12 protein-coding genes and 1 tRNA gene are annotated in these 13,513 nt (G+C 64.0%); 6 read left to right on the top strand and 7 right to left on the bottom strand.

The features are described from left to right. Positions 1 to 393 precede the first annotated feature (393 nt). Entirely contained in the window at positions 394 to 2,490 is a 2,097-nt protein-coding gene (locus tag E2484_RS00750) for a DUF7827 domain-containing protein (RefSeq protein WP_137283321.1), read from the top strand. A 184-nt stretch (positions 2,491 to 2,674) separates the two neighbouring features. Next, positions 2,675 to 3,601 carry an archaeosortase A gene (gene artA, locus E2484_RS00745; protein ID WP_137283320.1) on the top strand — a complete coding sequence of 309 codons (927 nt, stop codon included), beginning with the start codon at positions 2,675 to 2,677 and terminating at the stop codon, positions 3,599 to 3,601. Positions 3,602 to 4,055: 454 nt separating this feature from the next. On the opposite strand, the gene dph5 is transcribed toward artA, so the two are convergent. After that, the gene (gene dph5, locus E2484_RS00740) at positions 4,056 to 4,829 is read right to left on the bottom strand and encodes a diphthine synthase (RefSeq protein ID WP_137283319.1); all 774 of its coding nucleotides are present in this window, start codon (positions 4,827 to 4,829) and stop codon (positions 4,056 to 4,058) included. 139 nt (positions 4,830 to 4,968) lie between these two features. Between dph5 and E2484_RS00735 the strand changes: the two genes are divergently transcribed. The 3 genes from E2484_RS00735 (at position 4,969) to E2484_RS00725 (ending at position 7,507) form a co-directional block, all read left to right on the top strand. Continuing rightward, positions 4,969 to 6,285, top strand: a complete 1,317-nt coding sequence (locus E2484_RS00735) for a cation:proton antiporter (RefSeq protein WP_137283318.1) — start codon at positions 4,969 to 4,971, stop codon at positions 6,283 to 6,285. A 98-nt stretch (positions 6,286 to 6,383) separates the two neighbouring features. Then, positions 6,384 to 7,364 carry a class I SAM-dependent methyltransferase gene (locus E2484_RS00730; RefSeq protein WP_137283317.1) on the top strand — a complete coding sequence of 327 codons (981 nt, stop codon included), beginning with the start codon at positions 6,384 to 6,386 and terminating at the stop codon, positions 7,362 to 7,364. A gap of 68 nt (positions 7,365 to 7,432) precedes the next feature. Further along, a tRNA-Thr gene (locus tag E2484_RS00725) sits at positions 7,433 to 7,507 on the top strand. A gap of 294 nt (positions 7,508 to 7,801) precedes the next feature. Here the strand turns inward: E2484_RS00725 and E2484_RS00720 are convergent. The 5 genes from E2484_RS00720 to E2484_RS00700 form a co-directional block, all read right to left on the bottom strand. Beyond that, a complete protein-coding gene (locus tag E2484_RS00720) occupies positions 7,802 to 8,026 on the bottom strand; it encodes a hypothetical protein (RefSeq protein ID WP_137283316.1) in 225 nt (74 codons plus the stop codon). 242 nt (positions 8,027 to 8,268) lie between these two features. Then, positions 8,269 to 8,814, bottom strand: a complete 546-nt coding sequence (locus tag E2484_RS00715) for a hypothetical protein (RefSeq protein ID WP_137283315.1) — start codon at positions 8,812 to 8,814, stop codon at positions 8,269 to 8,271. 300 nt (positions 8,815 to 9,114) lie between these two features. Next, on the bottom strand, positions 9,115 to 10,203 hold the full coding sequence (locus tag E2484_RS00710) for a saccharopine dehydrogenase family protein (RefSeq protein ID WP_137283314.1): 1,089 nt from the start codon (positions 10,201 to 10,203) through the stop codon (positions 9,115 to 9,117). Positions 10,204 to 10,372: 169 nt separating this feature from the next. Continuing rightward, a complete protein-coding gene (locus E2484_RS00705) occupies positions 10,373 to 10,975 on the bottom strand; it encodes a hypothetical protein (protein WP_137283313.1) in 603 nt (200 codons plus the stop codon). A 51-nt stretch (positions 10,976 to 11,026) separates the two neighbouring features. Beyond that, positions 11,027 to 11,818, bottom strand: a complete 792-nt coding sequence (locus tag E2484_RS00700; RefSeq protein ID WP_137283312.1) for a sugar phosphate isomerase/epimerase family protein — start codon at positions 11,816 to 11,818, stop codon at positions 11,027 to 11,029. A 124-nt stretch (positions 11,819 to 11,942) separates the two neighbouring features. On the opposite strand from E2484_RS00700, the gene E2484_RS00695 reads away from it, so the two are divergent. Continuing rightward, positions 11,943 to 13,091: an outer membrane protein assembly factor BamB family protein gene (locus E2484_RS00695; RefSeq protein WP_137283311.1), complete on the top strand. Its 1,149-nt coding sequence runs from the start codon at positions 11,943 to 11,945 to the stop codon at positions 13,089 to 13,091. On the opposite strand, the gene E2484_RS00690 is transcribed toward E2484_RS00695, so the two are convergent. Beyond that, entirely contained in the window at positions 13,084 to 13,419 is a 336-nt protein-coding gene (locus E2484_RS00690) for a hypothetical protein (RefSeq protein ID WP_137283310.1), read from the bottom strand. The two genes, E2484_RS00695 and E2484_RS00690, sit on opposite strands and share 8 nt — an antisense overlap. Between the last annotated feature and the right edge of the window lie 94 nt (positions 13,420 to 13,513).

The following is a 13,513-nucleotide window of genomic DNA, read 5'->3' as shown; positions in this document are numbered from 1 at the left end:
CTCGATTCTTTTATAAGCGCGTCGCGGTGTCCGACTACTCCCGAAAATCACCCCGACGGACGGGCGAAATACCCCGTTATCCGCTGGTATCGGCCCATAGAACTTCGAGAACGGCGTTCTTCTTCTATCGTACGGCGTGTTGGGAGTCATTGGCACGTATCGGCGGTTTCGACCGCCAGAGACCCCGTTCAACGCGTCGATAAATTCGCGTGGTATGGAGTAACGACCCACGTCTCAGACCACAAAGCACTTATAACCACGGCTTAACCTTTCATCCGTACCCCTACCCATGGTGGCAGTAGCGAGTACCGCGGCCCATACCCGATGCGGTTTCGGGTTCCCCCGACGGGCACAGGAAAGGTGCTGTCGCCGACTGAATAACCAATCCAAACCATGACAACGACAAATAACAAACTCCGCAGTGTTTTGCTGACTGCGATGCTCGTCATGTCCGTATTCGCCGGTACCGCTGCCTTCGCTGGCACGGCCGTCGCGAACTACGGAGATGCTCAGGGCACCGAAGTCGCAAACGGCGATCGATACTGGCAGGGACAGACCCTGTTCGTGAACAACGTTCAGGACGCAAATGGTGACCGTGCCGACAATACGAAGCTCGAAATCGTCATCGACAGTGACGATAGCGATGACGGCGACCTCGTGAAAGAGGTCTTCACCAACGAGACTGGTGACGTCCAGTTCGGTACGAGCAACCTGGACGGCGACTACCGCCTCCAGATTGCTTCGTCCAATCACGAGATCAACAACTTCGAGGTCGCGTCGCAGGATCTGACTGCGTCGTTCGACCCGGCAGATGTCGACAACGAGTTCGACACGACGTCGGACCTCACACTTGACTCCGCTCGCGCGGGCTACGACGCTTACATCACCGCTGACAGTCTCAGCGACGACCAAGTGGCGTCGATTCTCGACGACGCGAGTGAGAACGACGTGACCGACAACGGTGTCGAAGTCACGGAAATCCAGTCGGATACGCTGGGCACTGACTTCAGTGACGTCGACGCTGGTAACTACACGTTCACCGTAGAAGTGGTCGACACCGGTGCGACCGCCGACGCGGACATCAACGTGACCGAGGGTGGCGACGCGTCTGCCTCCTTCGCCTCTGACAGCGTCGTCTCCGAAGAGCGCGGTGACACCGCCGAGTTCACCGTCGACCTCTCGAACTCCAAGACGTCCGAAGTCTCCATCGGTAGCGAGGACGTCAACTGGAAGGCTAACTTCACCGTCAGCGACGACGACGACGACGGCGAGGTTACCGTCCAGTTCAACACCTTCAACACCAACGTGGGTAACGTCGACGCCGACAACGGTGGCTTCATCAGTGTCAGCGACGGCGACTCCTTCTCGGTTGACGAGAGCGAAGATTCGCGACAGGGCGTCCACACCAACTGGGACAACCAGCCGAGTGAGGACGACGCTTCCCTCGATAACCCCATCGCTGCGGGTCAGTACGAGATGACCGTTGGCGTTGACGGCAACGAGCAGGACGTCACCCAACTCATCCTCAACGAGGGCTCGGTCGACAGTGCGCAGGTCTGGACGCATCCCGACGCCGACGCGCCTGAAGAACTGAGCACCGTGCTCGAGGGCGTCACCGAGGACGACTCGACGGCCATGCAGGACCTCGCGGTCGTGCAGGTCAGCGCATCCGGCATCTACGGTAGCCTCGATGCTGACCAGAGCAAACTCGACAGTTCGGTTGCAGAAGACGACTCCTACTCGCTGAACTTCACGCAGACGAACCCCGGTGCGAACGCTCAGACCAACGATTTCCACGGTGCTGACGTGACCCAGACGTACTTCGACGCGGAGAACAACACGTTCTACGCCGTCGTCGACACCAGCGGTGACAACGGCATCGAAGTTGGCGACGAGTACCGCGCGACCTTCACCCAGCACGCTAACAGTGCGCTCGTGGACGAGGCGCAGTCGACTAACACCACGTTCTCCGTCGAGGAGCGCACCCTCGAATTCACTGGCGTGAACGAGAGCGACGTGCTCCCCGTCGACGGTAACATCACCGGTGACACCAGCATCGCTGCTGGCTCCGAGTTCACCGTGCAGGTGAAGTCCGACTCCTTCGTCCGGACCGCGACGGCGACCGTCCAGGACGACGGTACCTTCGTCGCTCCGTTCGACTTCAGCGACGTTGACACAGGTACGGAACTCACTGTCTCTGCCTCGTCCGGCGACGCTAGCGACGAGGTCAGCGGCGTGATCGTTGAATCCGCCGACGACGGCGAGGACAACGAGACGACGACTACGGACGAGACGACGACCACGGACGAGACGACGACGACCGAAGAGACGACGACCGAAGAGACGACGACCGAGGAAACCACCGAGGAGACCACGACCGAGGAAACCACCACGACCGAAAGTGACGGTGGCATCCCCGGCTTCGGCATCGGTGTCGCACTCGTCGCGTTCGTCGCTGCCGCGCTGCTGGCTCTCCGCCGCAGCAACTGAGCATAGCTAACTAATCACCGGACGTTCCGGTCTTTCGCAGTTCCCATTTTTCGTGCACTCGACCGCGTAGCGACTGCTACCGCGCGGGAGAAACCAGACGTTTCCGTACCGCTAAGCCGACGTTACCCGTATCCCACCGGAGCCGTCAACTCTTTATCCCGGGGGCGCTTTCACTCTCCTAACAGTGACTACGGCGTTGACAGATGGACTGGCGTGGCTCGCGGTCGGACTGTTCGCCGCCGCCACCGCACTCGACTGGTACGACGGCGACCACGGACGCGGACGGGCGCGCTACCTCGCGGCCGGTGCGTGGGTCGTCTTCGGCGTCTTCTGGCTCGCGCTGTTCCCCCACTTCGCCTTCGAGCAGAAGAGTTTCATCGAGGGTGCGCTGAGCCTCGCCGCGCTCCCGGCCTGCCTGTACGTCGGCTACCTGCTCCTGCAGGGCCGTGAAACCCTCTTCCTGCTCTCGCGGGCCGTCGCGTTCATGGGACTCATCTACATGCCGTTCACCATGATTCCGCCCGCGAAGGAGTGGCTCATCGAGACCGTCACGTGGCAGGGCGAGTTCGTCATGCGGACGCTTGGCTACGAGTTTCAGGTCATCCAGCGCGAGGAGACCATCCGTGGCGCGTACTTCTTCGCCACCGAGAACCACGGCGAGTTCACGATCAACGTCCTGCTCGCCTGCACCGGTCTCGGGAGCATGGCGATCTTCGGCGGCCTCGTCGCCGCAGTTCGCGCGCCGATTCGCCGAAAGCTTCGGGCCCTCGCGATCGCCATCCCGGTCATCTGGTTCCTCAACCTCGTCCGGGTCGTGTTCATCACGCTCGCGTTCAGCCAGCAGTGGTTGCAGGTGTTCGTGGACCCGACGATGGCGCTCGTCGGCTACGAGAATCCGAACATGGTGTCGTACTTCATCTCCGACCGGGTGCTGGCTCAGAGCCTCTCGGTCGTCGCGCTGGTGGGTATCGCGTGGGCGGTCGCCCGCGAGGTGCCCGAACTGCTGACCGTCGGCGAGGACGTGCTCTACATCGTGACCGGCGACGAATACGACCTCCACGACGCGGTCGGGACCGAGCGGCCGGTCGCCGCGGACGGCAAAGGCGAGTGACTCGACGATAGTCGGTCGGGGCTCTCTCGGGTTCTTGGAGGGGAATCGGGCGAGTACGCGTCGAGAGTATCGCTGACTTTCGGAATCGTATTTGTTTCCTAAATGAATGAAAATGTTGTTCTTAGGGATAAATAGTCACCGCTCGAACTAACGACTCGCGTCATTTCGCCGAACGATGGAAAGTCGAGGGGAAAGAGAACGGGGAAAATCGAGGGGAAGCCCGCTATTGCCGACGCGAAGGAGGACCGCAACCGCACAGCACCACTCCACACCGCCAACCTCGGACCTCACACCCCCAACCTCGGCGGCCGCGGATGCGGCCGCCGTCCACCGTCGGAGGCACGCTCCGACGAGCCTGCACTCGCTTCGCTCGCGCAGACCTCGCGCATGGGCCCTCGAAAGGGCGCGCCAGCGCGCGCTGAGATGATGGAACGAATAAGCGCCGCCTCCGGGGTTACTCCACTTCGAGCAGTTCGCCGGGGGCGCCAGCGAGTTCGGCGAGCGCGTCGGCCTCGATGTGATGCAGGTCCCCCGGCACTACCAGCAGGTGGAGCGGGTCGCCGAAGTCACGGTCGGCGAGCGCCGAGATGCGGTCTGCGGCCACGAGCGGGTCGGGACTTCCGGCGCGCGCGACGACGACCGCCAGCACGTCGCCGTACTCGTCGGCGAGGAGGTCGGCGGCGTGGTCGGCGGTCATGTACTCGTCGTTTCTGACCTTGATGTCGAGGTAGACGAGGGTGTGGAGACCGCGCTCGCGGTTCTGGTCGATGGCGTCGGTGACGCTGGCGGGGACGCCGTCGGCACCGTGAGCGTACTCGAAGGGGAGCGTGGTCGCCTTGCCGAACCGATAGTTCTGAAGTCCGGTGAGACCGCTGGCCGCGGATTCGGCGGTCGGCGCGTGGACGACGCGGGTGTCGACGCCGCGCTCCTCCGCTCGGAGGCGGAGGTCTACGTGCGTAGTCGAAATCATCGTGTCCCCCGCGGTGAGGAAGACGGCGTCGCCGTCCTCGCCAGCGCGGAGGATAGCCTCGGGGTCCTGCTCGACGCCCGCGCGGTCCCGGACCTCGATGTCGGTGTCGTGGTACGCTTCCAAGTCCGAGACGGTCGCGCCGAGGAGTTTGCTGGTGTAGAACTCGGCGAAGACGCTGTCGGCGTCTCGGAGTGCGTCCCGGCCCTCGACGGTTATCGAGCGCTCGTCGTAGAGACCGAGACCGACGAAAGTGAGCATACCCGTGGTAGGAGTCGAGGGGTGCTATAGCCTTTCGAGTCGGGGGCGCGTTTCGGGTCGGGCGCGCAGGCCGAAACGTCCCGTCGATCTGCCACTCGGCCCACGGACATTTACGTAAAAATCCTGTATATCGTGACGAATGGCTGCTTACGAAGCTGCACTGCTACTCATCGGTATTGCAATATTCGGGGCCGTCGTCTTGCCACGCGTCCTCTCGGACAAGCCGATGTCGTTCCCCATGTTGTACGTCGGTGCCGGGATAGTCCTGTTTTCGCTCCCGCTGGGAGTCGAGATACCCGACCCGGTCGAACACGGCGAACTCGCCGAGCGACTCACCGAGTTCGTCGTCATAATCGCGCTGACGGGCGCGGGGCTGAAGCTCGACCGCCCGTTCGACTTCGACCTGTGGTCGAGTACGTGGCGTCTACTCGGTATCACGATGCCCCTGACCATCGTCGCCACCGCGCTCCTCGGGTGGGGCGTGCTGGGGACGCTCTTGCCGACCGCCGTCCTCCTCGGGGCCGTCGTCGCGCCCACCGACCCGGTGTTGGCCTCAGACGTGCAGGCGACGCCTCCGACCGAGGAGGTGGACGAGGAGGTAGACCCCGAGCAACAGGAAGGCGAAGTCAGGTTCGCGCTCACTTCTGAGGCAGGCCTCAACGACGGACTGGCGTTCCCGTTCACCCACTTCGCCATCGCCATGGCGGCGGCCACCGGCGCCTCGTCGTTGGGATGGGTCGGCGATTGGTTCCTCGTCCACTTCCTCTACGAAATCCTGGTCGGCGTCGTGATGGGGTACCTCGCCGGACAGGTGCTCGCGCGCGTCATCTTCAGCGAGGGCGTCACGACCCAGTTGGGCAAGGTCATGGAAGGCGCGGAGGCACTGGCAGTTACGCTCATCACGTACGGTGCGACCGAACTCGTCCACGGCTACGGCTTCATCGCGGTGTTCGTCGCCGCGGTCGAACTCCGCCACTACGAGTGGGAACACGAGTATTACACCGCTCTCCACGACTACGCCGTGATGATCGAGCGAATCGTGATGGCGACGGTACTCGTACTGTTCGGCGGAGCCATCGCGGGTGGCTTGCTGGCCCCGCTAACGCTGCTCGATGCCGCGGTCGGTCTTGCGCTCATCTTCGTGGTTCGTCCGGTCGCCGGGGTACTCGGACTGTTGGGCACGTCGATGCCGTGGAGCGAGCGGCTCGTCGTCTCGTCGTTCGGTATCCGGGGCATCGGTTCGTTCTACTATCTGGCGTTCGCGCTCAACGAGGCGTCGTTCGGCGAGGTAGAGCTACTCGTCGCCGCCGACAAGCTCTGGGCGTTAGTCGGGTTCGTCGCGCTCGCGTCCATCGTCATCCACGGTGTCTCGGCCAACTGGGTGATGGGTGCGCTCGACCGGGCACGCGACGACGAACGCACCGCCAGCGAGGCGACTGATGCCGAAGCTTCGTAGTCGGTCCCCGACCTCGTGGCGATTTCGATGGCCGCGACCTCCCGCTCGTGACGAACCGGAAGCGTCACGCTTACCGACCTACCCCGAAAAGCGAGGGTATGGAAGCGCCGTGCGTGCGCGTCGAGCGCGAGCAGGGCGAGGAGACCCGCAAGCGGTTGGCCGAGGCGGGCCTCCTCGCGGACGAATGGAAAATCGAGGTCGCGGAGGGCTACCTCTACCTCCCGGTGACCGACCCCGAAGCGGTCCCGGCGGACCTGCAAGTGGTCTCCCGGTCGGTCGGTGAACGCGACACGCCGGACACACCTACGGACCTGCTGGGTTTCGAACCCTCCTACGAGCGACTCGGTGACATCGTGATTTTGGACGAGGACGACCCCGAGCGCGCACGCGAAATCGCCGACGCCGTGACGGCCTCCGACATCCCCGCGGAGACGGTGGTCAATCGCGCCTCGAAGGTCAAAGGCGAACTCCGGGTCCGCGACTGGGAGGTGCTGGTCGGGGAGAGTACCGAGACGGTCCACCGGGAGTACGGCAGTGAGTTCCTGCTCGACGTGGCCGAGGTGTACTTCTCGCCGCGCCTCGCCACCGAGCGCCACCGGGTCGCCGAACAGGTCGAGGCTGGCGAGCGCGCCTTCGACATGTTCGCCGGAGTCGGTCCCTTCGCCATCCCCTTCGCCAAGCGCGGTGCCGAGGTCGTCGGCGTGGACCTGAACGAGCGCGCGGTCGAGTATCTCCGGGAGAACGCTCGTCGGAACGACGTAGAAGATCGGGTGACGGCGATTCGGGGGGACGTGCGCGAGGTTGCGCCCGACTACGCCGACTGGGCCGACCGCGTGGTCATGAACCTGCCCCACAGCGCCGACGAGTTCCTCGACTCGGCCGTGACGCTCGCGGGCGACCAGTGCGTCGTCCACTACTACGACATCCAGCACGAGGACGACCCCTTCGGGCCGGGCGAGGCCGCGATTCGGGCGGCGGCAGAGCTGGAGTACGAGGTCGAAGTCGAGACCCGCCACGTCGTCCGGTCGTACGCGCCTCACGAGTTGAACGTCTGTCTCGACGTGCGACTGTCTCGCTAACGGCGGGCGATTTCGGAACGCTTAAGCCGATTCTGACGTCTATGTTTGGATGCGAAGAGCCACACAGTGCCGGTGTAGCTCAGACTGGCTAGAGCGATTCCTTCGTAAGGAATAGGCCGAGGGTTCAAATCCCTCCACCGGCTTTCGCAAGGCGAAACGTCGTAAATGCACCTACGGGGTGGTGTCTCTATAAACTTCTCTCCGAGATGACCTAACATTTGATTAGGTTTCCCCGTCGGTTTTACCGTAACATTTGATTCCGTGACCGACACGGGACTTCCGCATCTGGCTGTTTCAGAAAAGGGTCGTTCTGCTGTCGTTTGCGGCCCGCGCCTTTCACAGCGGGAAGGTGGCTATCTTTCATGTTTCTCAACGGAGTACGAGGCAACGCTGAATTCCGAAACGACGGTCCTTCCTAGGCCATCCAAGTGGACTTGCTAGTCGGTAATCGGTCTCTCTCCGTCCCAATGTTCGATGACGGTCTCGCCGGTATCAGGGTCGGTGTATTCCTTGTAGCCGCCAGTTCGTTCTGTCGTCACGTCGTGTTGGCGGATAACTCGGTCTAACTCCGCCGGGTTTCTTGCTGATTCGGCTATATCGAAGTCGAAGGGTTCTACCTCAACTTTACCTAACTCGGTACCAGCGTCGTCATACAGCCACATTACCCAACCCGTCTACCTTTCCTTTGCCGGGGATTAGCCTGAGGGTTTCTTCGGGTTGCCCCTATCCAGCGGGAACGAGCTGGCCTCTCTGAAAATCCGGCTCTGTGGAAACCCTTCAGCTCTGACAGTAGGTGGCGTGAGTAATTTGTGGTGCGAATTGAGCAGCGGGCGTTACTCGGACGGGGCAATCCCGCAGGGGCATTCCTCCAGCAACCGCCGCTATTGATGAATAGCCCCGAGTGCTACCGGCACTCGGTCGTGTCCTCAACGCTGAGCAGGACTACTTCACCGTTCGCGTTCACGCGGAGCTTGAAGGTGGTATCGAACGCGATGTTGGGTGCTGGTCCTGGGGACACCCACCGCTCGCGCACATTGCTCGTCAAGACCTGCGGGTATGGCGGCCGAGCCTGGGTACTTTGTGTCGCTCCACCGACAGCCCGGTAGGTCGTACCGCTGTCGAGGCCGACGAGTTCCGCGTCACGAATCTTCTGCCGGAGGACGAAGTGTATCCCACCGGCTGCGTCCGTCTGTTGATGGACCTGGACTTCGAGCGTCCCCTGTGTCGCTTCCAGCGTCTCGCCGACGCAGGGAACGAATAGTTGGAATCCCGTCAGGTCAAAACTGAACCGCTGGACTCCGTTCTTGGCAGTAACACCGGCCGTCATCGCGGGTAGTCCAAGTCCGAACACGGCCGCTCCCAACGCGGCGTTTTTCAGTATTGTTCGTCGGGTGTGTCCTGTATCGGTTGTCCTATCATCCGAGCGTCTGTTCTGCTGGTTTTCTGGCATCTGTGCTTCCCCAGTCATTTCTATTTTCCTCTTTTTCGACGAACGACCCAAAAGAAAATTGGTCCTATCGTCGTTCTAACGTTCATCGATGAAACATATAGTTGTTCGTAAATTAAAGCCAAGGAATGCTCATCTGCAGTAAAGTCGGTGCTATCACTAACACCGTTACTTCTCAGGTAGTCATCCACTACTTCATGAATCTGGGGAATTCGATAACAGGACGTTACTGTATAAGAAACAGAAACGGCAGGAATTTCTCCACCGGCTTCCTTTTCCACGAATCCCGTCAGCCGTAACCGGTCACTCCTCCACGCTCATCCCGACCTCCGAGAACTCGCTCGCGTCCTCACGTTCCACCCCGTCGAACTCCAGCACGTAGTCCGGCCCGAACGCCGAGGCCGGAGTCTGGAACCCAGAACCGACCTCGCCCGCGACGACGCGCCGGGCTGACTCCACCGCGGTCTGGGCCGTCAGGTCGTAGGTGTCGGGCGTCCGGAGACGGGCGGCGAACCGATTGCCCTCGTCGTCCTCGACCTCTCCCCAGACGCGACTCACGCTCTGGGCGCGCTCCTCGGCGGTGGGTCCCGAGACGAGGGCGTCGATGGCGGCCTTCAGCGCGCTCTGGACCGGCGTCGAACCGACGAGGGGTGCAATCGGGCGGGTCTTGCGCATCACCGTCGCGGCGTACTCCGGGACCGTGGCGTAGGTCTCGATGTCGGGAATCCCGGTCGTGTAGAAGGCCGACGACACGTCGCCCCACGGAATCGTCACCGCGGGCTTGGGACCCTGCCCGAAGTCGAGGCGGCGGGTCTTCCACGCCGCCGGGACCGACCGAATCTGGCCGTCCTGTCGGACCGCGCCGGGAGTCGAGAGGCCTTCCACGATGGACTTGGCCGTGCCGGGCGAGAAGGTACCGAGACCGTCGATAGCCAGCGCGAGGTGGGTCGCCGACTCCAGTTCGGTGTGGAGGTACGCGGCCAGACAGTCGGTCGGCACCACGTCGAAGCCCACCGCCGGGAGCAGGGTCACGTCGGACGCCTCGGCCTCCCGGTCCCGCCCGGCGATGGCCTCCAGCACGTCGATCTCGCCCGTGATGTCGAGGTAGTCGGTCCCGGCGTTCAGACACGCCGAGTAGAGCGGTCTCGCTGTCTTCGAGAACGGGCCGGCGCAGTTCAACACCGCCGAGAACTCCCCGACCTGTCGCTCGACGACTTCGGGATGCTGGAGGCTGAACACTCGGTGGTCGAGTCCGAGGTCGGTCGCCTGTCGCTCGACCTTCTCGGCGGTGCGCCCGGCCAGAACGGGCGAGAGGCCCTCGTCCACCGCGGTCTGGGCGACAAGCGCACCCGTGTACCCGTACGAGCCGTAGACGAGCAGTTCGTCGGTCATGATTCCGAATTGGGCAGTGAAGCGTAAAACTCGCGGGGCCGACGTCCGAACGCGAAGCAACTTTTCGGTATCCTATAGGAATAAAAATGTGTTCTTCAGAAACGTTTTTGGTTTCCGAGTCGGTGATCGGTCCCCGACGGGTTCGGTTGCGCTCGGTGGCCGACGCCGGTCACTCCGCGGATTCGGTCGCTGTCGGTCCGTCGGTCTCTGTCGGTTCGTCGTCCGCCGTTCGCCCGTCGGTCTCGGCGTCGTCTCCGACGTCGGTCGAACCCGTCACGTCGCGCTGGTCCACGTCCCCGTCGTCCGGGTCAGTGTCGAGGTCTGCGGACGTCCCGACCTCCGGCGCGGTGTCGGACTCCTCGACGTCGGCGTCGGTGGTGTCTACGACTTCCTCGCCCGTTGCGTGGTCGGACTCGCGGCCGCCGGGTTCGACGGCCTCCTCCACGTCCGGCGAGGTGTCGGCGACTTCCGAGAGGTCGGAGTTCGAACGGCGCTCGCTCGACCCGCCGGACTCGCCGGACCGTCGCTGGGCGACCGCGACTCCGATCCAGAACAGACCGCCGAGCGCCTGCAAGACCCCGCGCTTTCGGTTCCCCTTCAGGAAGGTTCGCCCGGCGCGGACCAGCGAGACCACGCCCGACACGGCCGCGAGGTTGCCGGAACCGGCATGGCGCGCCAGTTTCGCCCCGACCGTCTCCAGCGACCCGACCCGGTCCGCGAATCCGTTACCACCCTCGGCTAGCGTCTCGGTAATGGCGTCGGAAGAACTCATGCGTACGAACCGAGGGTAGCGACGCAAAAAGGCGTGGTGGCAGGTGCGCCATCAGCGTTCGCTCGCACCGAGCAGGCGGTCGAAGCGGTCCCGTCCGTACGCCGCGTACTCGTAGTCGAACGTCTCTACCTCGTGGGTACAGGTTCCGGTCCAGTCGGTTTCGCGGATGGCGTCGGCGAGCACTCCGAAGTCGAGCTTGCCGAGACCGACCGGGAGGTGTTCGTCCTCGTCGTCCCTGCGGGTGTCGTTGACGTGGATATGTGAGATTCGGTCGCCCCAATCGCGGAGCAGGTCCGCCTGCTCGTCCATCGTCTGTCCGGTCACGTGCGCATGGCCGGTGTCCAGACAGCCGACTGCGTCGGTTCGCTCGAACAGATCCGGGAAGTCGCCCGCGTCGAAAAACGGCGTCTTGAGGTTCTCGACGCACGCGGTGAACCCCCGGTCGTTGGCGTAGTCGTCTACCCGCCGGACCGACTCGCAGATTCGCTCGCGCATCTCTCGGGCGTCCCACTTCTCGGGATGTGCGAGCGAGACGGCGTGGAAGACGCCCTTCCGCGCACCCATCTCGACCGCGGCGTCGATTGCCACCTCCAGTTCCCGGTTGGCACCTTCCCGAACGTGCGCGTGCGGCGACGCTGAGGCGAGTCGGTACGGCAGGTGAACGAGCAGGTCGACGGTGCGCTCTTGGGCGGCCCGTCGGACCGACTCGGGATTCACGCGCTCACGCTCGAAAGCGTAGTCCATGTTGAGTTCCACGTAGTCGAAGCCGTGTTCGACCGCCACGCCGAGGGCCGTTTCGAGGTCTGCGGGCCACTCGACGAGGAACCCCTGTCGAATCGTCATGGTCTGGCGTTCAGGAGACTGCCGTATCAAACTGTCCGTCCGACGAACGGTTTCCGACCTCGGTCGTGCAGTCCAGACGCACACCCCTGACGGACTTTAGCCTCCCGACGACGACCGACCACGTATGGCGTCGCTCACGCGCCGGTCGTTCCTCCGAGCGGGACTCGCGGGGACCACCGCCAGCGCCACCGCGCTCGCGGGATGTGCGGCCCCGACCGCGTCCGAACCGCCGGGAGACGACTGGCCACAGTACCGATTCGACGCCGGGCACACGGGTTACAACTCCGACACCGCGGGACCGGCGGGCGACGTGGACGAGCAGTGGACGTTCCCGACCGCCGACCGACTGGTCTCTCCGCCGACGGTCGCGGAGGACAGCGTCTTCGTCAACTCGGACTCGTTCGCCGCACTGGACGCTCGCGAGGGCGCGAGCAAGTGGACCAAGAGCGTCTTCTACCGGAGCGGTTCCGCCCCCGCAGTCGCCGACGGAACCGTCTTCGCCGCGAGCAGGTTCGCGCTCTGGGCGCTCGACGCCGCGGACGGCACCGAGCGCTGGTCGGTCACCTTCGGCGAGCGCTCGCTCGACGCCCCGACGGTCGCCGACGGGACGGTTTACGTCGTCAGCACGTCGACGCGTCTGCCGGTCGACGCGACGGTTCACGCGCTCTCGGCGGACGACGGCACCGAGCGCTGGCGCGCGCCGGTCGGCGAGATGAACCTGCCGCCGTTCGTTCCGACGGTCGGCGACGGTACCGTCTACCTCGGCAAGGAGAAACTGTACGCGCTGGACGCGACCGACGGCACCGAACGGTGGACCGCCGACCCCGGCGGTAGCTTCGGAACGCCCGCGGTCGCCGACGGGGACGTCTACGTCGGGTCCCGGCAAGCGGGAAATCGCGGCGCAGTCTTCCGTTTCGATGCGGACGACGGCACCGAGCGCTGGCGATTCGACACCGGCAGGAGCGCCGAGTCGCTCGCGGTGGCCGACGGTGAGGTGTACGTCGCCAGCGACGCAGTGTACGCCCTCTCGGCGGACGACGGCACCGAGCGCTGGCGATTCGATTCGAACCGCTACGTGTTGGCCTCTCCGGCGGTCACGACCGACCGAGTCTACCTCGCGGGCCTGCTCGGGACCGTGCAGGCGCTCGACCGAGCGGACGGGGCCGAGGCGTGGCGGGTCCGAACGCAGGGCGTCGTCTTCTCGGCACCTGCCGTCGTCCCGGACGCGGTCTACGTCGGGGGAAGCGACCAGAAGGTGTACGCCTTCAGTTGAGCGTCCCGCCGCAGTTGGTACACTCGACCTGCTTCTTGCCGGTCGGCGTCCGCGAGACGGTTAGTGCCCCGCCGGTGTCGCACTCCGGACAGACGCTTTTGCCCGTCTCGGCGGCCTGCTGGCGGGCCATCCACGCGACGAGATACTCCAATCGCTCGACGCGCTCGGCCAGTGCTTCGACGGACTCTTCGGACGGCTCGAGTCCGTCGTCGCCGGTCGCCCCGGCGTCGTCGAGTCGGGCGGTCTCGTCGGATGGAGTCTTCCGAGCAGGCGGTGAATCGTCGAGGTTCGAGCTGTCGTCGGTCGAGGGAGAGTCGGAGTTCGTCATGGTTGGGGGAATCGGCTACGAGTCTCGTTGACATCCGTCACTGTCCAGCGGGAAAAAGGTACGTCCGGAGACTGTCCGCTCACAGGGACTTCAT

This window comes from Halorussus salinisoli, assembly GCA_005239435.1.
Classification (GTDB): domain Archaea; phylum Halobacteriota; class Halobacteria; order Halobacteriales; family Haladaptataceae; genus Halorussus; species Halorussus salinisoli.
This window is presented reverse-complemented; position numbering and strand designations above follow the sequence as displayed.